The organism is Paraburkholderia sp. TE9906, assembly GCF_056279605.1.
Map to the genome: position 1 here is coordinate 208,036 of NZ_JBWCCT010000003.1, position 23,150 is coordinate 231,185.

At 62.1% G+C, this 23,150-nt stretch carries 28 protein-coding genes; 1 reads left to right on the top strand and 27 read right to left on the bottom strand.

What is annotated here, in order from left to right; translation table 11 throughout:
• Window positions 1-6: 6 nt before the first annotated feature.
• The 23 genes from ACZ9H4_RS08650 to ACZ9H4_RS08760 form a co-directional block, all read right to left on the bottom strand.
• On the bottom strand, window positions 7-1,320 hold the full coding sequence (locus ACZ9H4_RS08650; RefSeq protein ID WP_476118770.1) for a hypothetical protein: 1,314 nt from the start codon (window positions 1,318-1,320) through the stop codon (window positions 7-9).
• 11 nt (window positions 1,321-1,331) lie between these two features.
• On the bottom strand, window positions 1,332-2,315 hold the full coding sequence (locus ACZ9H4_RS08655; RefSeq protein ID WP_476118771.1) for a hypothetical protein: 984 nt from the start codon (window positions 2,313-2,315) through the stop codon (window positions 1,332-1,334).
• Between the two features lie 56 nt (window positions 2,316-2,371).
• Window positions 2,372-2,845, bottom strand: coding sequence for a hypothetical protein (locus tag ACZ9H4_RS08660; protein ID WP_476118772.1), 474 nt, complete (start codon window positions 2,843-2,845; stop codon window positions 2,372-2,374).
• Window positions 2,846-2,919: 74 nt separating this feature from the next.
• Window positions 2,920-3,543, bottom strand: coding sequence for a hypothetical protein (locus tag ACZ9H4_RS08665; protein ID WP_476118773.1), 624 nt, complete (start codon window positions 3,541-3,543; stop codon window positions 2,920-2,922).
• 69 nt (window positions 3,544-3,612) lie between these two features.
• Window positions 3,613-5,259, bottom strand: a complete 1,647-nt coding sequence (locus ACZ9H4_RS08670; RefSeq protein ID WP_476118774.1) for a hypothetical protein — start codon at window positions 5,257-5,259, stop codon at window positions 3,613-3,615.
• Window positions 5,260-6,480 carry a hypothetical protein gene (locus ACZ9H4_RS08675; RefSeq protein ID WP_476118775.1) on the bottom strand — a complete coding sequence of 407 codons (1,221 nt, stop codon included), beginning with the start codon at window positions 6,478-6,480 and terminating at the stop codon, window positions 5,260-5,262. It lies immediately after the preceding gene.
• Window positions 6,481-6,840: a hypothetical protein gene (locus ACZ9H4_RS08680; RefSeq protein WP_476118776.1), complete on the bottom strand. Its 360-nt coding sequence runs from the start codon at window positions 6,838-6,840 to the stop codon at window positions 6,481-6,483.
• A gap of 103 nt (window positions 6,841-6,943) precedes the next feature.
• Entirely contained in the window at window positions 6,944-7,564 is a 621-nt protein-coding gene (locus ACZ9H4_RS08685; protein WP_476118777.1) for a hypothetical protein, read from the bottom strand.
• The gene (locus ACZ9H4_RS08690; protein ID WP_476118778.1) at window positions 7,557-8,240 is read right to left on the bottom strand and encodes a phage adaptor protein; all 684 of its coding nucleotides are present in this window, start codon (window positions 8,238-8,240) and stop codon (window positions 7,557-7,559) included. Before ACZ9H4_RS08690 ends, ACZ9H4_RS08685 begins: the two co-directional genes overlap by 8 nt.
• The gene (locus tag ACZ9H4_RS08695) at window positions 8,240-8,794 is read right to left on the bottom strand and encodes an FtsB family cell division protein (protein ID WP_476118779.1); all 555 of its coding nucleotides are present in this window, start codon (window positions 8,792-8,794) and stop codon (window positions 8,240-8,242) included. Before ACZ9H4_RS08695 ends, ACZ9H4_RS08690 begins: the two co-directional genes overlap by 1 nt.
• A gap of 73 nt (window positions 8,795-8,867) precedes the next feature.
• The gene (locus ACZ9H4_RS08700; RefSeq protein WP_476118780.1) at window positions 8,868-9,398 is read right to left on the bottom strand and encodes a hypothetical protein; all 531 of its coding nucleotides are present in this window, start codon (window positions 9,396-9,398) and stop codon (window positions 8,868-8,870) included.
• A 65-nt stretch (window positions 9,399-9,463) separates the two neighbouring features.
• Window positions 9,464-10,396, bottom strand: coding sequence for a hypothetical protein (locus ACZ9H4_RS08705; protein WP_476118781.1), 933 nt, complete (start codon window positions 10,394-10,396; stop codon window positions 9,464-9,466).
• An 8-nt stretch (window positions 10,397-10,404) separates the two neighbouring features.
• Window positions 10,405-11,562 (bottom strand): hypothetical protein, encoded by a 1,158-nt coding sequence (locus ACZ9H4_RS08710; RefSeq protein WP_476118783.1) that lies wholly within the window; start codon window positions 11,560-11,562, stop codon window positions 10,405-10,407.
• A gap of 540 nt (window positions 11,563-12,102) precedes the next feature.
• Window positions 12,103-12,828: a hypothetical protein gene (locus ACZ9H4_RS08715; RefSeq protein WP_476118784.1), complete on the bottom strand. Its 726-nt coding sequence runs from the start codon at window positions 12,826-12,828 to the stop codon at window positions 12,103-12,105.
• A 25-nt stretch (window positions 12,829-12,853) separates the two neighbouring features.
• A complete protein-coding gene (locus ACZ9H4_RS08720; protein ID WP_476118785.1) occupies window positions 12,854-14,128 on the bottom strand; it encodes a hypothetical protein in 1,275 nt (424 codons plus the stop codon).
• Window positions 14,129-14,131: 3 nt separating this feature from the next.
• Window positions 14,132-14,548 (bottom strand): hypothetical protein, encoded by a 417-nt coding sequence (locus ACZ9H4_RS08725; RefSeq protein WP_476118786.1) that lies wholly within the window; start codon window positions 14,546-14,548, stop codon window positions 14,132-14,134.
• Window position 14,549: 1 nt separating this feature from the next.
• Entirely contained in the window at window positions 14,550-14,834 is a 285-nt protein-coding gene (locus tag ACZ9H4_RS08730; protein ID WP_476118787.1) for a hypothetical protein, read from the bottom strand.
• A 26-nt stretch (window positions 14,835-14,860) separates the two neighbouring features.
• Complete coding sequence (locus tag ACZ9H4_RS08735; RefSeq protein ID WP_476118788.1) at window positions 14,861-16,873, bottom strand: portal protein; 2,013 nt, start codon at window positions 16,871-16,873, stop codon at window positions 14,861-14,863.
• A complete protein-coding gene (locus ACZ9H4_RS08740; protein ID WP_476118789.1) occupies window positions 16,870-18,336 on the bottom strand; it encodes a terminase large subunit domain-containing protein in 1,467 nt (488 codons plus the stop codon). The genes ACZ9H4_RS08735 and ACZ9H4_RS08740 overlap by 4 nt, the downstream gene beginning before the upstream one ends.
• The gene (locus ACZ9H4_RS08745) at window positions 18,308-19,069 is read right to left on the bottom strand and encodes a terminase small subunit (RefSeq protein ID WP_476118790.1); all 762 of its coding nucleotides are present in this window, start codon (window positions 19,067-19,069) and stop codon (window positions 18,308-18,310) included. The genes ACZ9H4_RS08740 and ACZ9H4_RS08745 overlap by 29 nt, the downstream gene beginning before the upstream one ends.
• 9 nt (window positions 19,070-19,078) lie before the next feature.
• Window positions 19,079-19,513 carry a hypothetical protein gene (locus ACZ9H4_RS08750; protein WP_476118791.1) on the bottom strand — a complete coding sequence of 145 codons (435 nt, stop codon included), beginning with the start codon at window positions 19,511-19,513 and terminating at the stop codon, window positions 19,079-19,081.
• Window positions 19,510-20,103, bottom strand: a complete 594-nt coding sequence (locus tag ACZ9H4_RS08755; protein WP_476118792.1) for a hypothetical protein — start codon at window positions 20,101-20,103, stop codon at window positions 19,510-19,512. Before ACZ9H4_RS08755 ends, ACZ9H4_RS08750 begins: the two co-directional genes overlap by 4 nt.
• Before the next feature lie 12 nt (window positions 20,104-20,115).
• The gene (locus ACZ9H4_RS08760; protein WP_476118793.1) at window positions 20,116-20,508 is read right to left on the bottom strand and encodes a hypothetical protein; all 393 of its coding nucleotides are present in this window, start codon (window positions 20,506-20,508) and stop codon (window positions 20,116-20,118) included.
• A 94-nt stretch (window positions 20,509-20,602) separates the two neighbouring features.
• Here ACZ9H4_RS08760 and ACZ9H4_RS08765 point away from each other — a divergent pair, with 94 nt between their 5' ends.
• Entirely contained in the window at window positions 20,603-21,187 is a 585-nt protein-coding gene (locus tag ACZ9H4_RS08765; protein ID WP_476118794.1) for a hypothetical protein, read from the top strand.
• 108 nt (window positions 21,188-21,295) lie between these two features.
• Here ACZ9H4_RS08765 and ACZ9H4_RS08770 read toward each other — a convergent pair whose 3' ends face one another.
• The 4 genes from ACZ9H4_RS08770 to ACZ9H4_RS08785 are packed head-to-tail and all read right to left on the bottom strand — an operon-like array spanning window position 21,296 to window position 23,079.
• Complete coding sequence (locus ACZ9H4_RS08770; protein WP_476118795.1) at window positions 21,296-21,556, bottom strand: hypothetical protein; 261 nt, start codon at window positions 21,554-21,556, stop codon at window positions 21,296-21,298.
• 4 nt (window positions 21,557-21,560) lie between these two features.
• Window positions 21,561-21,806, bottom strand: coding sequence for a hypothetical protein (locus ACZ9H4_RS08775; protein ID WP_476118796.1), 246 nt, complete (start codon window positions 21,804-21,806; stop codon window positions 21,561-21,563).
• Entirely contained in the window at window positions 21,803-22,036 is a 234-nt protein-coding gene (locus ACZ9H4_RS08780) for a hypothetical protein (RefSeq protein WP_476118797.1), read from the bottom strand. Before ACZ9H4_RS08780 ends, ACZ9H4_RS08775 begins: the two co-directional genes overlap by 4 nt.
• A complete protein-coding gene (locus tag ACZ9H4_RS08785) occupies window positions 22,033-23,079 on the bottom strand; it encodes a DUF1376 domain-containing protein (RefSeq protein WP_476118798.1) in 1,047 nt (348 codons plus the stop codon). Before ACZ9H4_RS08785 ends, ACZ9H4_RS08780 begins: the two co-directional genes overlap by 4 nt.
• Window positions 23,080-23,150 lie beyond the last annotated feature (71 nt).

Here is a 23,150-nt window from a genome sequence, read left to right on the forward strand (position 1 = left end):
GCTCCTTCAACCGCCGCGCAGCAGCTTGAGCAGTGCGAGATCATTGGCGGTGAAGCCGCCCGGCACCGCCGGCATGCCTTGGACTGCATCGGACAAAACCGGTAGTTGGCGTGGTGCGCCGCGTAACGCATTGAGATATACCGGCTGTGGTGCTTCGGCAGCAGCCTGCAACTGCCTCATTGTCAGCGGCGCAGCCGTCGGCGCGGCTACCGCAGTGCCCGACACAACTGGAGAGACCGGAGGAACATAACCTACCGGCGGCGGCAATGACGGCGCGCTCGAAGCCGTGTCATCGGGATAGCCGAACGGATTCGAAGCGGTACCCGTCATGCCAGCGCCTGCTGCACCAGGACCGCCGCCCCCCGTGATCGCATTCATGCCTGATGTACCCGTGCCAGTGGACGTCCCGGCCGGCTGGCCCTGCATCTGCGCGGATATAGAACGGATTATCTGCAGCGTCTTGGCAGCCTCAATTGGGTTGGTTTTTGCCTGTGGCGTGTAGAGCCGCTGGTAGGCATTTAATTGCGTTTGCAGAGCACGGAAGTTGCCAGGCGCTCCCGATGCATTGCCATAGTGCATTTGTGCGATCGCATCACGGGAGGCCAGTTGCGCGTTATTCCGCGCGTTCTGCGCCGCCATGCTGTCCAGGTTGCCGTAGTAGGTCGCCACCGGGTCGACGTTGCCACTGAAGGCCACAGCAGATGGGATCTGGCCGCTGCGAGAAAATGGTGTGGAGCGGTTCCCGCTAGCGTCCGTGTACACGACGTTTCCGTTCGCGTCGGTGCTCGCCGTGATTCCATAGCCGAGGTCGTGCAGCCCGCTCGTCATCATGCCGCTGCCCAGCGTACCGCCAAGCGCGCTGCCAAGATTGGTCTGGGTCTGCCCAGCGGCGCGCTGCTGCTCGAGTGCAGCGTTTGTCAGGTATGGATTCGCTGCGACCTGTTCGGGTGGCAGATTGGAAAACACGTATCGGGAAATGTCGGCCGGGTTCGTCATACCCAGCTGCGCTGCTGTCGCGCGAAGCTTCTGGATCGATTGATCGGCGGCCAGCTTGTCGAGGTTGATGCCCGACTGCTGTGCATTGATCGACGCGTTGTTCACGCCGTGCTGCACCATGTCGTTATAGCCGGTGTTCAGCGTGTCGTATGCGATCGAGTTCGCCGTCGCGTTCGCATCGGACGCCGACATTTTTTCAGGCATCTGATAGTCGGCAAGATACGAGTCACGCATCTTGTTTTCGGCATTCACGCCCGACATGAGCGCGTTGTCGCGGACGTTGTTGAAATCGCCCGCAAAGCCGGCGATGCCGTAGTAAGCCATTACCCGTTACCTCACGCGAAAGTCGAAGATGGGCCGAGCGAGTTGGCATCCCATTGGGTGCCGCCGCCCGATGCGCCAAAGCCATAACCGAGACCACCGGGCCCCATCATGCCGGCGCCGCCGAAACCGACCGTGGATGCAAACGAACTGGAGCCGCCAATGCTCGAACTGCTGCGGCCGCCCTGCTGCGAGCCGAATCCGGTCGGTGCACCGACCATCGATAGCCCTGCGCCCATCAGCCCTCCCAGACTGGACAGGATCGCGCCGTAGAACTGATTGCGGCCGGCGAGCTCGATATCGCTGCCGCGCGCGAATCCCGCTGCGGCCGCATTGAATTCGCCGACCGACGACGCCTGAATGTTCCGCCCGATATTGAAGAGCTGAAGTTTGCGATTGAAGTACTTGTCGCGACGCGATTCCTGTCGCTCCTCGAGGAAGCGGCGCACGCGCTCTTTCGCTTCGCCCGCCGCACGTGCCTCGTCGATAGAGAACTGGCGGTCGATCGCGATCACTGAGCCGATGCAGTAGCGATTGCGCCGGCGCTGCGCCTGCGCGCGAGCAATCCCGAACTGGCGCCGGATATCGACGATCGCGCGATTGGCTTCGTCCTCGATCGGCTCGACGTACTCCGGCCGCGCGCATTCCTCGTCGATGGTCGCGTCCTCGCACGGCGCGAAGTGCGTGCTGTAGCGCGCATATTCCTGCTCGGCAATCGTCTGCTGGCGGTTGGCGATGTCGTACTGCTTTTCAGCGGCATCCTTAGCCGCGTCGAGGGCGTTGTTCGCCAGTAGGGTCTGTGCTGCCGCGTATGCCGCTTGCGCGACGATCCACGCGGTGCGCCAATTACTCTGCTGTTCGTTCCAGGCTTCAGTGTTCTTTTGCTGCTGCGCACGCCATTCGTCATCGTTCGCTTTCGCCTGTGCCGCCCACTGGTTTGCGTTGGCCTGCTGGTTCATCCAGACCTGATTGACGCCGTACTGGACACCTTGGCCCAACGGGTCCTGCATCTGAGACCAGTTGGTGATCGATACAGCGTCGCCGCCGCCGCCCATCATTCACCCCGCTTGCGAACAATAATGGTGCCCCGCGCTTCCCATCCATAGCGCGTGGCCGCTCGCGCGAAGCGCTCGGCATTCTCGCTATTGAGCAGGTAGCCACGCACCTCTGACGCGCCCATTCCGAAACACCACTCAACGAAGGCTTCTGAGAGATCCCGTTCGGCGGTGGTGCCACGGTGTTCGGGAAGCACATACGTGAGGATGTCTTGCCCATAGGTGCGATCTTCGAACGCGAAATTTGAAAGCGTCCCACCGATGAAGCCAGCCGTGATTCCGTTCGCTTCCGCGACAGCGAAGAACAGATCTTTGCGCGCGCCCGTAACGGCCAACGTGATGGCCTGAAGCGCCTGTACCGGGTCGGGCTGTGCGTCCGGATTCACCTCGCGCACTGCGCCGGAAAGCATGTTGATCGTGTCGGTGATATGCCGATAGTTGCAGTCCTGCTGCGCGTAAACCTTTGTAGTCACTTCTGGCTCCCAAAACACAAGGCCCCGGTCGGGGACAACTCCCGCCGGGGCCTCAATTCAACGTGTTGATTTCGCTACTTCGCTATTAAATAGTGGTACTTGCCGCCCGATGCAAAGTTCTCATACGCAGCTTCGTGCGCACAAGTTGAGTTGCCAGACGCAACCAGCTTGCCCGCTTTAAACGCCGCGAATCGCGTCTTCGACTTTCCATCTCCACTGGGGTAAAAGAACTCGAGGCACTCAAGCGCATGTCGATCGTCACGGACTGATCGGGCTGGCTCGTCCGGAATGGCCTTCTTGAATTCCGCTTTGGACATACCGATAGACAGCAACTCGAATCCGTCAATTTGCTTTTGTCTAGCCGCTTCTTTGTCCCGATATTTGTAGGAATCAAACCGGCCGGTGTAACAAGAACCTTCCCCGTATTCAAGCACCTTTCGGTCTCGGAGCACGACGTAGTACCGATCGGGTCGGGTCCGCGTGTAGTTGGCACTGTATTGTAGCAACACATATTCCAGGCATTCAAAGGCGCTCTCAGCCGACGATGTAGATGGCATCCCCATGACCGCAAACACGTCATCTTTCGACATGCCGACAGATAGGGCATTCAATTTCGCCGCGCCCTCGTATGGTGTGCTCGCGCACCCGGCAAGAAGCATTGAAGCCAATACACAGACAAGTCCACCAGATCGCCACATGTTTCACTCTATTGAAAAGTGGTAAACAGTGGCATGTCCACACCATACGTCTATGGGACAAGTCTTAAATCAAACCGCTAGTTCGCGCACGCTGCTCGCGAACTTGATTTCGCGCACGCGCTCGACGCCGGACACCTCGACAGCAAAGTCGATGCTTCGCCGGTTTGGCGGAAGCCTGAATGGCTGCGAACGCTTCACGGGCCGAGCAAGCGCCAGGCGCGCGTCGGTGATGAACTTAAACTCCACGCCGAAGGGCGCGATTCGCTCACGTGCGTAGGCGTCAAGTGTCACGAGTGCGGCAGAGAAATTCATCTGCCCCGGCGTGGCCGTCGTCCTGCTGCGCCACCGGTACGGGATGAACTCTGCGCCCGCGTCCCACTCGTGAACTATGTTGCCGAACGCGATATACAGCTTCCCGTCGCGGCCGGTGTGGGCGGCGTTAGGCGTTAACGTGAGTGGCATCAGGTCGTTATTCTGCAGGCCGTCGTTTTCGATGCCGTCACGGATATCGAACAGAAAGCCTGTGCAGATCGTGACGCCCATATACTGGCCTTCGACAGTGGCGGCGATCATCGTGTGCGGCAGAAGCGCCTGCCAGTCATCCGACGCAAACCACGGACCTGTCACCATGCTCATGCGTCGGCCCGACAGATACATGAGACCGCCCAGCGTCGCGTACATCGCACCGTCGGGCGCCTGCACGGCGCTCTTGCGCGAGACGATCGGCGCGGCCTTCGGGAAGCGGAACACCTTGCGGCAACACTGGCCGTCCGGACATTCCTCGGTGATCGCGTAAGGGTGGCCGTCGGTCATCGCGTAGAGAATTCCTCCCTGCCATTTCATCGCGCGCACGTTGTCGTCCAGGACCAGCAGATAGTCGACCGGCCAGGCCTGCGGCTGATATGGCTCACAGAACCAGACCTGATTACCCACCGACCCCGCGAGCACTCCGTTCTCCAACTGCGTGATGTTTTCGAGGCCGGCGGGCGGCGGCGTGTATTGCTCCGACACCAGCGGCTCGCCCAGCTCGTCGGTATTCGCCGCGTCGACGTATTGCTGCCCGATCGCCGCGAGGTCTGTCACGAACAGGTAGACCGTCGCAGTCTGCTGCGCAGGTTGCGTGCCGTCGATGAATTGCGACGCGACGCGATACAGGCGGATAGCCGCGATATCCCAGCCCGCCGGCGGCGCCGGAATGTCGATCGCTGCCGCCGCCCCTTCGTGCATGTCGAGCAGCTCGTTGCTCGGCAGCGATGGCGCGCCTTCTTCGCCGAAGCTGTTCACGTACGTGTAGACGTAGATCCTGCTGCTGCTGATGCGATCGGGCAGCGTGGCGTCGAGCGCCGTCGCGACCGGTGCGGTATCGGGCAACGGCAAGCCGACGCGGCGCCACACAAAAGGATCGGCACCGTCCGGCATTTCCGCGACGATCGGATACGACTCAACGCCCGTCACGTAGACGCGCTCGCACGTCGGCAACCATTCGGCCACCTCGACACACGGATCGGCCCACGTGAGCCACCGGCACCCGAAGCGGTGCATGGTTCGCACACACGGAGCGTCTGACGTGTAGACCGGCGCCGGTCGACGGAAAGGCTCCAGCAGGCCGTGCCACAGCTTCACGTTCTCGGCCTCGGCCGCCATGTTCTCGCGCAGCAGTGCGGACACGTAGCGCGGCACCACGCCGCCGAAATGGTTGATCTTGACGGCCGGCATTCAGATGACAACCGTTCCAGCGCCAAGGAACAGACCGGCCTGCTTGATGAAAAGCAAGGTCGGCACTGGCGACGCTCCTGGCGGGTAGTTTTGCGTTGCCCGCCCGTTCGCGGGGACGGTCGTCTGTCCGACGACCTGCATGCCGGCGGCGGTCTCCACGGTGAACTGCTGGCCGACGGGCCCCACGACATAGATGAGGTTTCCGTCCTGCGCGAGGCTCCAGTTCGCCTGTGTCGCGTCAGCGCCGCCAGGCCCCTGAGCGCCGTCCGCACCCGGCAATCCTTGCGGACCCTGCACGCCCTGCGGGCCGATTAGCAACCTACCGGCGCCCCAACCGGCCGCCGTCTTCGGTCCGTAGATCATCCAGTTGATCGTGTCGATATAGAAGTCGTCGACGTTGCCGACGTTCGCCGCGGGCGCACCCGCGCCGCCCAACACGGCCGATCCGGCAGGACCAACGGGACCGGCTGGCCCCGCCGGTCCATCCATGCCCTGTGGGCCGCGCGGACCTTGCGGGCCCTGTGGCCCGGCCGGACCTTGAACGCCCGGTTGCCCCTGCGGTCCCTGTGGGCCTTGCGGCCCGGGGGCGCCGGCACCGCCCGCGCCGGAACCGCCACCGTCACAGCAACCGCCGCCAGAGAATACGATGTTCGTGCCCGATGCGATCGCCGTCACGTAGCCGTCGCGAATTGTCAGCGAGGCGTTCACATACTCGCCGTCGGGGATCTGCGTCGTCAGCGGGCGAAACGTGATCTCACCGCGCGAGTCCGCCGTGTATTCGGCATTTCCCGCGCGCCACGACGCGCCCGCATGCGCCGGCACGTCCACCGTGACGCTGCAGTCGGCCTGCGTGATCTGCACGCGATCGGAGCCGGCCAGCACTTCGCACACGGCCGGCTGCGCGCCGCCGAAACCCTGGGTGATGAAGTCCGCCAGATTCATCGGCGTCCATGCGAACGAGACGCACGAACCGGCCGTATGAGTCGCTGCGTCCGTACCCTCGGCGTTCCGCTCGATCATCACTGCGCCACCGATAAGCCCGGTCACTTTCACGATCTCGAAGCGATGCGAGCCGCCGATCACCAGCCGCGTGTAATCGCCGGCACCGGGCAGCGCCGCGGCGATCCGCGCAATATCGTTGTCATGGAGTGGCAAAACGAGCGCGTCAGCAGTCAGCCGGCCGCGCAGCGTGGCCGAGAAGCCAAGCATTGATCGAAACATTTAGCAGCCTCGGGGAACGTCGTAGGGTGGGACGTAGATTTCGATAACGGGTGCGCAGTCGCACGCGCCATTACCGCAGTTGAGGAAACCGCAACCGGTCGGCGAACCGTCGAACACGTCGCAGTCCGCAGCGCGATCGATGTTTTCCGAGCCGGTCACGCGGCAGTCGTCGCGCAGTTCGACGACGAGCTCGCCGCAGATCGAGCCGGACACAGAGAAGCGGGCCTTGTAGAAGCCCGGCGCCGCACAGAAAAGACGCCGGTCCCACTCGAACACCATGCGGCCGTCGTCGTCACGCTCGGCAGCCGCGTAGCGGATCGGCGCGATATCGGTGCCGATGCGGTGCAGCTCAAGCCACATACATCGCGGATCGGCCGCACATGCGCTCGACGTGGCAAAGCTGAAGGCGGTTCTAGCCACAGTCCGATCAAGCCGGACAATAGAGGGACGTCGCATGTCGACCTCAGACGAAGCGCGGGGCGAGAGCCACCGTCGTGGCCGTCGTGTCGCTCTTGAGTGCCTGCACGCGGGCACGGGCAATGCGCTCATCGAAGCTGGCACCGCGCGACGTCGCGAGCCGGGGCTCGGTAAACTCGTAACCGGGCAACTGGTAGATGCGCGCAAGCGCGCCATCTTCGATCGCGTTCTGCCAGTCGTCGTAAAGGACTGAATCGACCTCGCACGCCGATTGCGTTGGCGTGGCCACAAACCCGATGGCCACCGCGTCGGGCACGTCTTTCTGAGGCCGCACGGACAGATGCACGAGGCCGTCGCGAATGGTGTAGCGCACGCCCCAATGACTGAATTCGAGGTGATCGCGCTTTGCCCGATACGTGCTGGTTCCGATCCGCACCTCTGTTACACGCGCGATCTGCTCGGTGTCGTCGGGCCAGATCGGATAATCGACGACGTCCCGCTGCTGGTCGAGCGTCACTCGCCGGCGCAGCGTGTTGCTGCGCCGACAGAAGTCGATGCACGCCTGGCGGATATACGCGGTCGCCATCGTCTCGGGCAAACCTCGCGCGGCCGCCATCACGAACGGCAAGAACGCGTCCAGCGGCGTGCGCTCGATGAAGTTATCCATTCGTCGCCCCTACGTCTTTGCTGTACTTGTCATCGACCTTTTGCGACAGGCCGATCAAGCTGTAGAAGCTGTTCTGGTGGGATGTCGCGTTCGCGCTGCTGCTCTGGCTGTCCTGCTCTTTCGAATAGGCCCGGTACAGCATCCATTCGATCGCGGCGTTGTGGAACCTCTCGGGCATCGGCAGGGGGTCTTTTGCGCCGGCGTGCTCAGGCACCGCGGTGTAGTTCACCATCACCGTGACTTTCTGCCCAGGCGGTACCGGTGGCTCGACAAAGAACGCCGTCTGTTCGATCGGGTCGACCGAGAACGAGCGCACCACATACGGACCGCTGCGGGGAGCGCATGCGAGCGGTACGAACCAGTTAGCGGCGACGCGCGCGGCTTCATAGCCGCTTTGCGTTGGCTGACCGGTGACGCGCCCAAAGCTGTCGAGCGTGCCGGCGACGCGGTAGAAGTGCGTCGCTTCGTCCGGTAGCTGCTGGCGCGCGCCCGGTTCGAGTTCGACTTTTCGCGACGTCGAGGCAAGATCGGGGCGCAGCATCACGAACTGGATTGCCGCGTCGTTCGCGTACTCGATCAGTTCGCCCTCGGTCCACTGCTGCATTTCGAAACCTTCCTCGGCGTCGCTCAGAAGCTGCGCGACCTCGCGAACCAGATCGTCAACGGTGCCGGACATTACGAGACCTTACGCGCGCGCTTCGTCGAAGTCGCCGGCGGGTCGCTCTCGAGCCCGTGCGACTGCTCCGCACCGTCGGCGCCTGTTGCGTCAGTGGCGCCCGGTTCGCCGCCCGCAGTGCCCTCGCCCTGCTCGCCCGAAGCGCTGCCTTCCGTCGCGCCGCCCGCGCTCGTGAGCGCGTCAAGATGCGATTGCAGCGTGAGCACCTGCGCCTCGAGTGCCGCGCTGCGTTCGCGCTCGTCAGATAATTCCTGCTCCAGCTCGGCGATGCGAGCCTCCAATTCCGCGCTGTTGTCGGTCTGCTCGGCAGGCAACGTAAATGCGACGCCCGAATGGATCGGCGCCGTGCCAGCGCCCATGTCGTCGCGCAGACCGGATTGCAACTTCGTGCCGTCGGTGATGATCACGCCCACCTGTTCCTTCGGATTGCCTTGCGGCGTGAACGTTTTCGTCTCGCTGTCGTACTCGCCGGGAATGAGACCCGGCTGAAAGGCGAGCGCCGGATGCGCCGGATAGACCACGCCGTGCGCGTCCTGATATGCAAACTGTTTCATGGGAAGCCCTGAAAGAAGAAGGCCGCGCCGATATTCCGGCGCGGCCTTGGTTGCGATCGCTGCTACGTCCGGATCAGTTGCCGATCTGTGGCGTGATGATGATCGGCGAGACCCAGAAACGCAGATCGGTCGGAAGGCTCGCCGGGAACGAGGTAAGTTCGATATCCAGCAGCTCGACGTCCTTGACCCAGACAGGCGTGTCCAGGAATGCCGCATTCGAATCGACCGTTGCCGCGCTGACCGTTTCCAGCGCCAGCCCGCCGAAGTGCGTCTTGATCGCGAACGTCACACCGGCCTCGGGGTTTTCGACGCCCCAGGCATAGCCGACCAGCAGCGACCCCGAACCGATCGCGCACGCGCCGATGATGTCGCCCTGAGAAAGCGTGGCACCGTCATTGGCGAGGCGACGCAGATATTGCTGCAGGCCGGCCTGTCGCCGCGCGTCCTTCTGACTGAAGTCGAACAGCCGCGTGTTCGAGAACATCGCCGGCGCGCGGTGCGCCGCCTGCGCGAGATAGTCACCGGGGCGCAACATGACCGACGGATACATCTCGTTGTTGGGGTTGCGGCTCGGGAGACCGCCGTGTTGGAGTGGGTGATACATGGATGTGGCTCCTTAAAAGATGCGAGGATCGACCGGCGCACGCAAGCATGCTGCGGGCGAGGCGATCACGAGAACGTGCAGTACAGCGCGGCGAGCGCGTCCTTCAGGAACGGCTTGTGACCGTAGACCCACAGGCCGCGGTAGTACTTCCCGAACGACTTTTCCATCGTGATGATTTCGTGGTCCTCGAGCTGCTGCGCGAAACCCGTCGCTTTCTTGTGGCCTGCCACGATCCAGTAAGCCGTCTTGCCTACGGCGAGGTCCTGCACTGTGGGAACCTGATCGGTGAAGTAGATGTTGAAGCCCATGATGACCAGCGGGAACCGACCGTTGAGGATCGGGCTTTGGGACATACCGGTCAGGTAGGCGGCTTTCAGGTCGCTGGACATCAGCGCATTACGCGACAAGTTGGGAAGGATCACGAACATCTGGCCGTCTTCCCAGCGGCATGCCTCCCGCAACACCACGTCGAGGCGCGTCAGCACTTCGATGATGTTTGCCGCGGTGATCGGAAGCGGATTGCCGATTTCGCCCAGGTCCTGGCTTTGCGATTCCTTGCCGGCATTCATGCCCTTGTTCGTCGGCGCGGTTTCGAACGCCATGCGCATCAGGACTTCCGGGTCCAGCAAGCGCTTCATGTTGTAGTCGGCGCGCTTCAGGAACGACTCGACCCACTTATCGATGAAAGCGATCTGCTTTTCGTCGATGCGATCGAGCTTGACGTTGTAGTACTTCGCGCGGTCGACCACCATCGTGATCGATTCGCTTTCCAGCTCTTGCGGGTTGAGTGTGCCGTTCTTCTGGTATTCCTCGATCGAGACTTCCGGCTCGATGAAGTACGTGATCTGGTCGCCCGATTTGGTCAGGTCGCCGGCATAGTCCGTATCGGTGATGTCGCCGGCCACGAACGAGCAATACCCGCGCGCGATCAGTCGATCGCCGAAGTGCGGCGTAATGAGCGCGTCGCTGTACTGCGAATAACCTGCGGAAGATTTCATTTCCTACCTCATGTCTGTGAAACAAGGCCCGCTCTTTGAGCCTCGTTGAACTCTGTTTCGAACTGCATGAAGTCCTCTTTCGAGATCCGGCCGGTGCGCATGGCGTCAACCTTGGCCCGGTAGTCGGATGCGCGAAACTTCGGCGCCTTTATGCCGGAGGCATTCGCTGCAGTTCGGTCGGGTGTCGCGAATTGAGCAAGCCCGTTGGCTTGCTGCGTGGCTTGCGCGCTGGATGGCTGCGTGTCCTGCTGCGTCGTGGTCGGCGTGTCGCCGGCGGGCGCTGGACGCGACTTTTTGAAGTCGTCGAAAATGCCGACGATCGTGTCCATGTCGCGCGCCTGGTGCGCCGTCTTCAGCGCTTCAGCCACGTTCAATCGCGTGTAAGGGACGGGCTTCTTCAGGAACTCCTGCCACTCGGGCGCTTTCGTGATCGCCTCCATGTCGCCAACGCGGCTGGCCACGTCTCGGACAAACAGCCCTTCCTCGCTCTGCCCGATGCGCTCGGTCACGGTGCCGGCCTGGCTCCTGAGCGTCTCGATTTCCTTCAGCAGCGGCGCGGTGGCGCGAGCGATCAGCTTTTCGGCAACCGGCATGAAGTCGCCGTACGTCGCCTGTTCCTCATCGCTCAGAGTCGGAATCTCGGGCTCGGCTGCGGCCGCTGTCGTACGCGCTGTGGCGTCGCTCGGCGCCGTGGTGGTGGCCGTTGTTCCTGCCCGTCGCAGCTCCGCAAGTTCCTGGCGTGTCTCCATCAGGAGATCGGTGAGGTGTGCGGTACCGCGCGCCGCTTCCTTGGCTTCGGCAAGCTGATCTTTCAGGCGCTGGATATCAGCCTTGTAGCGGCCTTCCATGCGTCGGTAGTTGGCATCGGTGCCAGCGTCCGCCGTGGTGTCGCCTGTCGTCGCGGTGGTGGTGGCAGTGGCGTCGCCGGCATCCGTCAAGGTGGCAGTCGCGGCCGTGGTGGTGGTGCCCGTCTGAGTTGCCGACGTGGCCGCATCGCCCGTCTGGACGGTCTGCGAGGCGTCACCGTTCAACGTTTGCGCAGTCGCTGCGTCGTTCGTCGGAGCGCCGGAAGTGGCCGTCTGGCCAGCCGTGGTATCCGCTGCGAGCGCGACAGGTGCGCCGTCGAGTGCGTTGAATTTGCCCTTCAGGTGTCGGGGGAGTGCCATCGTTCAATCTCCGTGAGCCGCCATCGGCGGAAGTCACAAACAAAAAGCCCGCGAGGGCCAAGTCAAATCGCGGGCGAAAAAAAACCGACGGGCATTGCTGCCAGTCGGTGCATTGGTGCGGGAAGAACCCGCGTCTGTTACTGCTTCGGTTTGACCATCGAAACAAGTTCGCCGAGGCATCGGGCCTCGCCCTGCAATCGACGAACGCTCATTTCATCGTCGGCACGCACGCATAGGTCTTGCGCGCGCATCTGATTCTCAGAGAGCCAGGCCATAAAGATTTGCCAGGCTTCCCCGCGCTTCTGGAGCAGCTCGATTGCGTTGAGCTGCTGGGCGTTAGGCGCCCTCATCGACGACCGGTGCCGCCACAGTTACACGACTTTGCGGGCATCGCGACACGGTCGCCGCTGCCGCTGCGCGCCGGCTGCACATGCGTATTGCGCTGGCCGATTGTGTTGGGAACCGATTTCTGTACGATCTTCGGCTTCGGTGCGGATGCCGTGTTTTTCATGATGACCTCAAAAAGTAGTTGTCCAATCGTTACTTCGGCATGAAGCGGAACCGGATTCCCGAATCGTCGAAACCAGAATTGACCGATCCACTCGCCGGATCAATCGACACGATGGAACCGGACAATGACGCTGACTGACTTGCCTGTCCGTTGATGAACTGAGCCACGAGCCCATACTGAATCAGCGGGTTGGGGTCGATCGCTATGTCCCGGAACAGCGAGCGCTGTGCCACCTGCTGCACCGTATTGGCATTGGCGAACAGACTTTGATATACGCCCATGCTGGAAATCGAAAGGACGCTGAAAAGATCAGGGCTCAGCGTGAACTTCATCAGATTCACCGATGACCCAGCAGCATTACCGGAGGTCGGTCCGCTCAACCACTGCCAGTTCTGTGACATCTCAATGTCGTACGTGCCCTGCGCGAGTCTCAGAAGCGTGAACTGCTGATCGCCCACTGTCACCGACGCGCCTAGCGAGAGCCGGCCGGAGCTGGCCTTGATCGTAGGCCCCCCCATTCCCCATGCAACGTTCTTTGTGATGGCCATACCGTTGGCCGTCAGATACCCCACGGAATCCACAGCGTTAGACGCGCCCACAACATAGAGACCACCGTCGCTACCGAGCTTCAGCAGGTTGCTCGCGTCTGCGGAAAGCTGAACCGTTGCGCCGGAGAGTGCTTCACCCTGGCCCAGATCAATCGGCCGATGCTGCGAGCGTCCGTCGTTAATTAAAGGCAGTACCTTCGTGACCATTTATATCTCCTTTCCGTTGCCGATATCAGTACTTGTAGAACGGCACTTTGCGGCCGTCGCCGATGTCGGCCCACCCCGTAGGTTCGCCGAGGATCATGGTGCGGCCGCCGATCATGTCGGTAGGAAGGCTATCGGCAGAGCTCGTTACCATTGGGGCGGTCTCCCCCAAGATCACATTGACACCGCCGCTCGTGTCGATCTTCAGCATGTTGAAGTCGCCCGGCGTGAGTTGCAGAGCAACGCCATTCGTGACGCTCAGACCGCCAGTCGGACTAAGTTGCAGTTGCAGGGGCGCCGCGACAGAGCCGTTGCCGGAAAAGGCCGCACCGGCATTGATCGGGATGAGTTCGGCAAGGTTGACGACAAACGTTTCGCCTCCTTCGATTTCGAACGTCATCTCGAAGGTGTCGGGATTGAACTCGACCAGTTCCAGAAACTTGTCCATCGGGATACTGCCGATGGCCTGAGTGATCCGGACGTCCATTTCCCCGCACGTTGGAATCGCATTGCCCGGCACATGCCGCGACCCGTCACAACGATTGAATACAGCCGCCACCTGGTCGGGCGACATCTGCACGTCCTTGATCGCGTCTTGAATGCAGCACGCGAGGGCCGCGCACAGCGCGCTCGCAAGAATCTGCTGCGCCTGCGGGTTGTTCGCGATCGCCGAAGTCACACGCAGCACATCGACTTGCGGATTCGGATACGACCCGGTCAGATCGCCGCCGGCCGAGCCGGACGGCGCCAGAGACAGCGACTGCAACAGCGTCGTCAACAGCGCCTTCGCACTCGCATCGCTCATGATCCGGTTGATAGCAGCCAGGCCGTTCACAGTCGGATTCGGGTAGCTTGCTTCCAGATCGCCGCCGGCCGGGCCGCTGGGGGGTAGTGAGGTTGGGCTTTCTCCGCAGCAACCACTCATGTTCATTGCTCCAAGTAAAAATTCGTGGGTCATCGACGCCGCGAAGTAAGTCACGTATGCGCCACCCAGCGCCCCGTCAAGGATGAAGCGATATCGGCCAGGGATTGCGATCGCAATCTGATTGCACTTCCGGGTCATGACGACCTGGCGGCCGCTCATCATGTACGCGGTGAAGTACTTCCCTTCGCCCGGTCCGTCGACAAGCTCGACGCGCACGCTTTCGCCGACACCGAGCGCATGTGCGCGCACGATGATCGGCTCGTCGTCCACCTGAATAGTTGCCGACACCGGATCGAGCGAGTCCGGCCCGAACAGGACCGTCGCGCCCATGAATGCCGTGCGGCGCGATCGGGTAGAACCTCCAGCGTTAAGAGCCATCGCTTACCCCTTGGTGCACTGCATGTAGGCAGTCAGCCACTCGTGCGACATCGCGACGCGATGCGTGCGCACGACGACCATACCGAGCGCGGGCGGCTCCCCGTCCGTGCGCTGCAACACGAACCGGTAGCGACCGGGAATGCCGATCGGCAGCACGTTGCGCCGCGCAGTCAGCGCCGATTGACCGTCGAACGGACAGAACGGCGCGAACATACGCCCCGCCCCTTCGCCGTCGACCATCTCGACCAGCACCTCGTCGCCGTCGGTCAGGTTGTACGCGCGCACGACGATCGGATCGTTTTCGACCTGCACGACATGCGACAGATTGCTCGTGCTTTCGGGCCCGAAGATCAGCCCGGCGCGCTCCGCGTCTCCGCCGGCGCGAGCATTGCTGCGTCCTACGTTCGTAGTAAGTGCCATGTCAGATCACCTGTCCCGGTCGCAGTTCGCCAGCGATCGCCGTATTCAGGCGCCGCTGCAACGACCACGAATCCTCGCTTTTCATCGGCACCAGCAAAATCGGGTTGTGCCAGTAAAGCGAGCGGCGCCCGTGCTGACCGACGCCGCGCTCGTCGTAGGTAAAGACGCGCGGTCCGAACGCCACGACAGCGCGACCATCAGCCGTGATGCTCGTGACGCGGCCATCGCCGAAAAAGAGGTCATAGACCGGGTCGCCCGGGTCCACGTCGTATCCGTCGAGTCTCATGTAGCCCTCATGTAAAAAGAGCCCTGTTAGGGGCTCGGGATTTGGCTGTTTTGCATCACATGCTGTACCGCAGCCTGACGCCCGTCGAGCGCCGGTGGTGGCGTGCCGGGTTGCATCGACGGCTGGGGTGCGCCACCGGGTGCCGCGCCGCCGCCGAATGCCGTGGCGATCTCCTGATCGACCTGGTTGTCAGGGAACCACTGCGTCACGTCGTAGCCTTGCTCGCTGAGCCACTGCTTGAGCATGTCCTGCGCGGCCTGCTTAGGCACCAGTCCCCCTTCAACATACGGCGTGACTGCCTGCAGCGTCTCGATACTGCGCGCCTGCGACTGCTCGCGCTGCAGGATGCCCTCGGCACCCTTCGCGACAACCTTCGAGTCCGCCTTGATGCTCGGGTCCGGATCGAACAGCATGTTGAACGTCCAGTACTGGCTGATGATCGGCTCGATGCCGTCACGGTCCATGTTCATGATGACGTTCTTGATACCCTTCAGAGCGCCGCCGTAGAGCAACGACAGGCCGCCCATCGTCTGGCCGGCGCCGCCCGCCTGGGCATTGCCATACGTGTACGCCGGGATGCCGCTGAAGTCGTCGGCCATCTGTGAAAACCGATCGAAGATGTTCATCAACTCGGCCGCGATCGACGGGGCCACGACGTAGCGAACGGCCGGGCCGCTTCCCGCATTGCCGGGCTTCGTGTAGTACACCTTCCACGGCGAGATTTCCTCGGGCTTGTCCTCCGATTCGTCGAGCCGGTCGATGTCGATCTCGACCATCGGGCCGCCGGCGTGAGCCATGTTCTTCAGCAGCGATCGCACCGCGGCGTTCGCGGAGCGTTGAATGTCGCGAATGAACTGCGCGACGCCTTCGCCCCAGAACTGCCCAGGCAGCTTGTTGAAGCTCGTCACGTGATACGGACGACGTCCGAGCGGATCGGGATTCAGCAGCGCGCGAATGGCGTAGTCGCCCACGAGCCACACGTTGCACTCGTACTGCGCCTCGGAGTCGTCGACCTTTATGCCCCATTCCTGCAACAAGCTGCCTTGCACGCGTCCCCAGAAGTCCAGCACGTCGATGGTTTCGCTCGTATGCCAGAGCGTGCCCTGCTTCTTCTCGTCATGTGCTCGAGCGCCGTCGCTCGATAGCCAGTCGCGGAAGCCAGTTTCATATTCCGCGATCACCATCCGGATCGCGTCCTCGTTGAAGTTGGGCAGGCCGATGCACTCGAATAGCTTGGCCTTCGTCATCCGCATGCGCTCAACGAGATTGTTCGCGTCCTGCGGATTCGTCGCTTCAGGTGACGGATACAGATCAAGCGGCGACACGCGCTCGCACACAAGCATCGGTTCGTTATTCGTCACCAGCGTGTTGCCATTCCATTGCAACGTGCGGCGATACCTGACGATCGGCCCCTTGATGACGCCGCCCGGGTACGTCACGACATCCGACTGCCATTGTTCGAACACGGCACGCCAGCCGGCCTCGGTCATCTGGTCGTTGATCTTGTCTGTCATCCGCGAACAGGCCTCGGCGGCGAGCCGCTGCATCTCGCGCAGCGCTGTTGCCTTCAGTTCCTTCGCTCGCTGCTCGTCGAGCACCGGGTTCGGATAGCCGCGCGCGATCACTTCCCGCATGACAAGGTTCGAAACCTGATTGAGCATGTAGTCGGGTAGATCGGGGATAGGAGTAGCCTGGATCGTCCACGGCATATCCGCGGCGTTCACCAGCACGTCCTTGATCCACGCTTCGGCCGCGCGACACTTCAGGCCGGTGATGTTGATGAAAACATCAATGCCGCCCAGCTTGTTCAGATCCTCGGCGTCATACTCGCCGTTACGCTGCCGCGTGCATCGCAGCATCGTCCTCTCGATGCCACTGCTCTCGCGGTGTGCGTGGTTCGTGCGCCAGCAGTCGCGGACATGCGCCGCCAGTTCGCTGATTGGCCGCTCGGCCTGCTGCTCCTTCGCCTTCTGAAAGCGGGCGCCCGGCGGCGGCTGCTCGATGGGCGACGCCTTCATCCCGATAAGCGATTCGCTCATACGATCATCACCTGTTGTTTCTTCCGTGTGCGGTTCGGCCCCACGCTAGGCCACTTGGTCGGCATGTCCTTGATACCGGACAGACCGTCGAAAAAGTCGTCGTGCCGCCCTGCGGGGAACGGCAGATATTCGTCGTTCACGAATTGCGCGATCAGGTCGCGCGGCTGGCCGTCAATACCGCTCTTCCACATGGTTTCCGGAAACCACCAGCGCTCGGCCTCGAAGTCCGGCGCCAGGCGCTCGATGCGGGAGTTCTTCTCGCCCTTTTCCTCAAGCGAGATCACCTTGAACCGATAGTTCTCGCGGCCCTGTGCCTCGAGCAGATATTCGATGTCCTGCTCGTGACCGGTCTTTTTGTAGCCGGTCTCGGCGGGCTTCCATTTGCGATGCAGCTCGATCACGCCGTCGGCGCGCTGCTTCAGCGTCAATTTGTCGTAAATGGTGTCGAGCAGGTAATAGTTCGAATCCATATGCAGACCGATGATGTGCATCGCCGTGTAGTCGCTGTTCTTCTTCTGTGTGCGGGCCGGGTCGATCAGCAGATAGCGATTCATCATCCACGCCGCCTGCATCACGTCCTTGGCGTTGTAGTACCGCAGCCAGTCCTTCAGGAATGTGCCGCCCCCCTTCTTCGGCGGCTTCTGCTGATAGAGCGCGGACCACTCACGCGAACCGAGCGTGATCCGCTTAAGGTCGAGCGCTTCAGCGCTGAAGCGCTCGGGCACCAGCGGTTCGCCCACCTTGCGGCCGAGGGGATCGTCGTCATCTTCTACGATCGCCGGCAAGCTGATGATTTGCCAGTTCTCGTGCTGATGCTCACGCTCCAGCCAGCCCGCCAGATCATCGTCGTGCCAGCGCGTGTGCATCACAATCAGGATCGAATCCTCGGCCAGACGCGTGTACACCACTGAGCGATACCAGTTCTTGACGTGCTCGCGAAACGTGTCCGAATCGGCTTCAGCCCGCGACTTGAACGGGTCGTCGATGATGAAAACCTTCGCTGGGAAGCCGGTACCGCCGCCGCGGATCGTCACGCCGAGATACTTTCCGCCCTCGGTCGTGCTGAAATTGGCCTTCGCCGTCGTGCTGGGGTCCAGTACGCTGTCCGGAAAGATCGCGCGGTGCATCAGCGATTGAACGGATCCGCGCATGGCGCTGCCGTTCAGCTCGACCAAATCGTCGCCGTAGCTCGCGCCAATGATCGGCCAGTCCGGATGCTTGCCCATGATCCAGGCGGGCGCCTTGCGCGACACGATTTCGCTCTTGCCGTGCTGCGGCGGTGCGAAGATCATGATGCGGCCGCGCCCGGCGGCGACAGCATCCTCGATCACCTTCGCGATATACCGGTGAAAGCGGTTCGCGCGGTACCGCGGATCGGTCAGCAGCGAATAAACGATCAAGCTGTCGCGCGCCGACGCGAGCATCGCGGCCGCGTTACTTGCCGGCTGGGTCGTCGAACTCATAGCCCGCCGTCCGTAGCATCTCGATCGCGACGCGCTCTGCCATCTCCGGTGTGATCGAATCCGTTATGTCGGCCACGCCGATCGCGCCCTTGTGGTTGTGGTCGTGCACTTCCTTGAACATGCCGAGGTGCTGACCGACCTTCACCGCCGCGTCGAAGCTGGAGTGCGTCTTGACCTCCAGCCCCTCCTTCGTGACCTTCACGCCGGCATAGAGCGCGCGTGCCGCGCTGGACAGATGCCGCGTGTCGGGCACGAACACGTCGCCAATACCCTCGCCGAAACACTCCGGACAATCCGCGTTCGGCGTCTTCAGCTTGTGGTAGCCGACGCCGCCCATTTCGTCGAAAGCAGCGGGCGGCGCATCATCGTCCGCGTCCTGCTGTTCGAGCAGCCACTGTGCGTAATCGCGCTCGCGCTCGTTGGCCGTGCGCTGATACCGAAAGCCTCTGCCGTAGCAGTAGCGGCAGCACAGGCGCCGGTATTGGATGACCTCGTTCGCGTCAGCGTTCGCGATGCCCCACAGCTTGCGCAGTACATCGTCCTGCTGGATCTCTAGGCGCTCGGCGCGCGCCTTCTTCCGCTCGGCAATCAGCGCCTGAATCTCCGGCTTCGCCAGCAGCCGGCAGGCGTTAGGACGGGCGCCCTTTTCCTTGTAGCCCGCGCGCACGTACGCGGCACCACCATTCAAATCGACCAGATATTCATCGACGAATCGAATCCACTGGTCATTCATTGCAACACCTCAAAGCGCGAATTTGCCGATCGCCGTCCCGATGGCAAAGCCCAGCACGAGGCCGAAAACGATCCGCGCGCCGATGCAGCACCGGCAGTCCGTTCCTTCGGTCAGGAACGCGAGCGCGCGCCCAATGCGGCTATCGTCGCGGCCACATGGATTGATCATCATCAGCGCTTCGGTGGTGGCGGTGGAAGCCGCTTCTTGCAGGGACAGCCCATAACTTTCCTTCTCCTGAATTTGATGCTGCGCGGGCCGAGCGCGCGACGCGGAACGCCTTGCATGCTCGCTCGCAAAAAAAAGCCCGCGCTGGCGAAACCAGGCGCGGGCAAGGACGTGGAAATGAGAGCGCCAGAAACGACAAAGCCCGCACTTGGCGGGCTTCAGGCGCAACTGTGGCGCTGCAATAACGGCTATTTTCGTAGCAGGAATACGAAAGGTCAAGCTATTTGCATTTCGCCGACAATCCCTGCGTCGCGCAGCAGCCCATCGGCACGCACAAGTGCCTTGTCCATTTCGCCAGGCTGGCGCGGCGATCCGACCAGCGCGGTTTCGATTGCGGCCGCATGTTTCGCGACGGTCTGCGCGTGGACTCCGAACTGACTGCCCAGCGCCCGGTACTCCGATTTCTGCCGCGTCAGCGCGTTGCGCACCAGCTCGCGATGCAATCGCACGTTGCGCACGCATCCCGGCAGCAGCGCCGCACAGTGGTTCTCGGCAAGCCAATTGATTACCGACTGCCAAGCTCTGTTAGGCCGGTGGCCAGAGCAGCACTCGGCGCCGCACGAGCACGGAAAGTCCGGCAGAGAATACCGGACGAACAGCACGGCCTGCTGGACGAGCGGCAGCTTCTCGACCTCGGCGAGCACGAAGCCAGCCTGCCCGGCGCCGTCGATGCCACTGAGCCCGCGACCAGACCCCGGCGGTCCGTACATGCGTGCCATCAGCGACTTGCCGTACTGCTGCGAGCTGAACGAATACGCGTAGCGCAGCGCGTGCACCACATCCTCAAAAACCGCTTCCATGTTGCTCACTCCCGTAAATCCTCACCGATGCCGCGCCAGCAGCTCGCGCGCTGCTGCGATTGCCGAACCGTCCCGCACCATCTTTCCTGTCACGCGCACCACGCACCAGCCTGCGAGTGTCGCGGCCAGATATTTGCGCGCGTCCGCTTCGAACCCGGCGCCGCGCGTATGGCGGCCGCCGGAATGAATGCCGCCCTCAACCTCGATCGCGACGCGCTGCTCGGGCCAGCAGAAATCGAAGCGCCAGCGGCGCGCCGGGTCGAACCGATACTCGCGCGCCGGCGCCGGGAGCTTGTCTGCGCGCACGTGCAGCGCGAAAAGCTCTTCGATCGCGCTCGGCGCAGTTGATCGCTTCTTGCAATTGATTGTCCCGACAGGCTCATGGTCACGCGCGTCACCAAAGTCTTTACGCATGTCGGCCATGCTAGGATTTGTCCCAAAAAATACTGAGGTTGGAAAAATGAGAAATTGGCGAACTGTTCTCTACGTTCTTTCGGGAGTCGTCGCAGTGGTGCTGATCTCGGCCTTTGGCGCGACGTCCGCGGGCACAAAAACCTATGACGCCAGTCTGATGGCCAGTTGGATGCAGGCGATCGGGTCGATTGGCGCAATTCTCGGGGCCTACTGGATCGGAGAAAAGCAAATGCGTGTCGCGGAAGCCAAAGCCGAGCGCGACAAGGCCGATCGAAAGCGCGCATATTTTGCGATTGCCGAAGTGGCGTTGGTGGAAGCGCGGGCTATTGAGACATTTGTGAACACGCCCCGCATCAACGCTCTCTTGATGATTTTCGAAACGAGTCAGCGAAGAGCTGGGATCGCTGCCGAAGCGCTGTCCGGTATTCCGCTGCACGAGCTTGGATCTGCACAAGCTATTGCAGCCATATCTGCAATGCGTGCACAAATGCACGATCTCCAGCGCGTCTTTGAGAACTCTGTAAAAGACATCGCGGTGACCCCAGCGGAAACTCTCTATCCCAACACCGTCGGTGAAAGCATCGAGCGACGTGCCGCGATCGAAACCATCGAAACCATCGTCGGGTCGATCATGAGCGCATTTGCGAGATTGCGGCGAGAGTTGCAGATCGACGTGTAGTTGAGCGACGGCGATCTTCGTCATCACAATCGCACGGTGCCACGATTCGGTGGATAAGCCGCAGCTATTCCTTTGCATAATCACCACTCCAATCGTTAAAATTCGTTATCAATTGCTATCCGCTGCTGGCTCGTTATCGCCCCACCACGGTTCAGGTTCGCGCTTCGGCACCGGTACCGGCGCAGAGGGTTTGCTTGGCGTGAGAGGCAGCGGCGACTGCACCGGTACGCCGGGCTGCGCTCCCTCGGGAAACCCACGCCCAAGCGCCTCATACGCCACGCGGTAGACGTTCGTCGGCTTCGGCGGGCGTCCGGCTTCGAACTCCGCGACGAGCTTGCGCGCCCAATCCTTCGATCCCGGGTTTGTCATGGCTTCACACGACGTCGCGAATGATGGCTGCCGTCATCACGCCGATGGCTCGCGCAAGATCACAGGGTTTCCCGCATGTCTGCCTGACGAGTGCGCCTTGCATCGGCTCGATGATCGTGAACACGTTGCGCACTTCGCCGAAGTCTCCCGCGTCGATCTGATCGGCCTGTTCGCGCAGATGCGCTGCGATTTCCGCGTTGCTGCCGGCGTTGCCGTTCAGCGGAAGCGCTTTGATCTTCGGTTCATTCATGGTTTGTCCTCGGAACGGGTTCGGATCAGATCGATCGGGTCGATGTACTCGACGCGCTGCATCTCAGCGGCACAGAAAGCGGTTTCTGCGCCCAGCACGGTGTAGGTCTCGCCGGGATTCGACTGCGCGAGCCCTTCGGCTTCCGTGGCTGCGGCGGCATACGTCCGCTTCTTCGCCCCGACAAAGGCCGGACCGATCACCTGCCAGAACTTTTCGTCGTTGACCTTCATGCCGTCGTCCCTCCCCGTTGTTCGGTCCGCTTCTGCTCGATCCGCGCGATGCACGACACCCGGTCGAGGCCTGCCGGAAGTTCAAAGCCCAGGCGCTTCGCCTCTGCGCAAAGCTCGGGGTCGGTCATCCCCTGCAGCGGGACGGGTTTCGGCTTCGGTGGCGTGAGCACCTTGGCGACGAACGAGTCGAGGAAGCCCGCGTTGACCGCCTCGCGGTCGTTATCGTTGTCGCGCTGCTTCACTGCATGGTCGTAGGCGTGACGCAGTTGTTGCGCGTTCACGTGGCGCATCGCCCACACGGCGATTTGCGGCTGTGAGGCGTCGAATTTCGGCTTCTTACCCCGCTCACGCTCCCATCGGGCCAAGGTTTCGGCAATCTCGTTCGCACTCAGCGGCGTCGACGACCCCGAGTTATCCACAGCGCCACCACGTATCAAGTCTCCACCGTCGTCGTTAGTACCCTTGGTGTTAACTTCTCCCTGTCCCTCTCCCTGTCCCTTGGATGCTGTTTCCCGAGGGACTTGTTGGGGACTACTACCCGTTGTCCCAGGAGACTGCTGTTCTATGTCCCTAGGGACAGGATCAACATAGTCGGGGGACAGGAACGCTTCGAGGGTGGGAAAAGGTATATGTGTCCCGTGTCGCTGGTTGTGCTTCTTGATGCGCGCGCACTCGGTCTTATAGCGTTGAGCGTGCTTTGCAGCCCATGCATCGCGCGCCTTCTCCGCGACGACAGGGTGATAGAGCCGTCCATCAGCGCACTTGATCCAGCCGCGAAGTGCGCCCTCCTTCACCTTCTTCCATTCATTGACGACGCGACCGAAGCCCGCGAGCTGAGCGAGCACACGGTCGTCGTCGGGTATGGATGCGGCCGGCACTTGGTGCCACGACGCGCACCAGAGCAATACGGCCGACCAGCAGGCGTCAGGCGTTTCGAGAGCAGCCAGATCACTGTCGCGCAGCCGCCCGACGTCGAGCGGCATAAACTGGAAACTTCGAAGATCACAATCCGCCGGTGTCAGCGGTTGGGCCACATCACTCATATACACTCTGCTCACTTCCATTGCCGCGCCGCGGCGTCCGCGCTGAGTCATCACCAGAAGGTCGGATACAC

Bases quoted from the DNA above. Each gene is read 5' to 3' on its own strand.
- ACZ9H4_RS08650 (WP_476118770.1), bottom strand. From the start codon at position 1,320: ATGGCTTACTACGGCATCGCCGGCTTTGCGGGCGATTTCAACAACGTC.
- ACZ9H4_RS08665 (WP_476118773.1), bottom strand. From the start codon at position 3,543: ATGTGGCGATCTGGTGGACTTGTCTGTGTATTGGCTTCAATGCTTCTT.
- ACZ9H4_RS08670 (WP_476118774.1), bottom strand. From the start codon at position 5,259: ATGCCGGCCGTCAAGATCAACCATTTCGGCGGCGTGGTGCCGCGCTAC.
- ACZ9H4_RS08675 (WP_476118775.1), bottom strand. From the start codon at position 6,480: ATGTTTCGATCAATGCTTGGCTTCTCGGCCACGCTGCGCGGCCGGCTG.
- ACZ9H4_RS08680 (WP_476118776.1), bottom strand. From the start codon at position 6,840: ATGTGGCTTGAGCTGCACCGCATCGGCACCGATATCGCGCCGATCCGC.
- ACZ9H4_RS08685 (WP_476118777.1), bottom strand. From the start codon at position 7,564: ATGGATAACTTCATCGAGCGCACGCCGCTGGACGCGTTCTTGCCGTTC.
- ACZ9H4_RS08690 (WP_476118778.1), bottom strand. From the start codon at position 8,240: ATGTCCGGCACCGTTGACGATCTGGTTCGCGAGGTCGCGCAGCTTCTG.
- ACZ9H4_RS08695 (WP_476118779.1), bottom strand. From the start codon at position 8,794: ATGAAACAGTTTGCATATCAGGACGCGCACGGCGTGGTCTATCCGGCG.
- ACZ9H4_RS08700 (WP_476118780.1), bottom strand. From the start codon at position 9,398: ATGTATCACCCACTCCAACACGGCGGTCTCCCGAGCCGCAACCCCAAC.
- ACZ9H4_RS08705 (WP_476118781.1), bottom strand. From the start codon at position 10,396: ATGAAATCTTCCGCAGGTTATTCGCAGTACAGCGACGCGCTCATTACG.
- ACZ9H4_RS08710 (WP_476118783.1), bottom strand. From the start codon at position 11,562: ATGGCACTCCCCCGACACCTGAAGGGCAAATTCAACGCACTCGACGGC.
- ACZ9H4_RS08715 (WP_476118784.1), bottom strand. From the start codon at position 12,828: ATGGTCACGAAGGTACTGCCTTTAATTAACGACGGACGCTCGCAGCAT.
- ACZ9H4_RS08720 (WP_476118785.1), bottom strand. From the start codon at position 14,128: ATGGCTCTTAACGCTGGAGGTTCTACCCGATCGCGCCGCACGGCATTC.
- ACZ9H4_RS08725 (WP_476118786.1), bottom strand. From the start codon at position 14,548: ATGGCACTTACTACGAACGTAGGACGCAGCAATGCTCGCGCCGGCGGA.
- ACZ9H4_RS08730 (WP_476118787.1), bottom strand. From the start codon at position 14,834: ATGAGACTCGACGGATACGACGTGGACCCGGGCGACCCGGTCTATGAC.
- ACZ9H4_RS08735 (WP_476118788.1), bottom strand. From the start codon at position 16,873: ATGAGCGAATCGCTTATCGGGATGAAGGCGTCGCCCATCGAGCAGCCG.
- ACZ9H4_RS08740 (WP_476118789.1), bottom strand. From the start codon at position 18,336: ATGAGTTCGACGACCCAGCCGGCAAGTAACGCGGCCGCGATGCTCGCG.
- ACZ9H4_RS08745 (WP_476118790.1), bottom strand. From the start codon at position 19,069: ATGAATGACCAGTGGATTCGATTCGTCGATGAATATCTGGTCGATTTG.
- ACZ9H4_RS08760 (WP_476118793.1), bottom strand. From the start codon at position 20,508: ATGCGTAAAGACTTTGGTGACGCGCGTGACCATGAGCCTGTCGGGACA.
- ACZ9H4_RS08770 (WP_476118795.1), bottom strand. From the start codon at position 21,556: ATGACAAACCCGGGATCGAAGGATTGGGCGCGCAAGCTCGTCGCGGAG.
- ACZ9H4_RS08775 (WP_476118796.1), bottom strand. From the start codon at position 21,806: ATGAATGAACCGAAGATCAAAGCGCTTCCGCTGAACGGCAACGCCGGC.
- ACZ9H4_RS08780 (WP_476118797.1), bottom strand. From the start codon at position 22,036: ATGAAGGTCAACGACGAAAAGTTCTGGCAGGTGATCGGTCCGGCCTTT.
- ACZ9H4_RS08785 (WP_476118798.1), bottom strand. From the start codon at position 23,079: ATGAGTGATGTGGCCCAACCGCTGACACCGGCGGATTGTGATCTTCGA.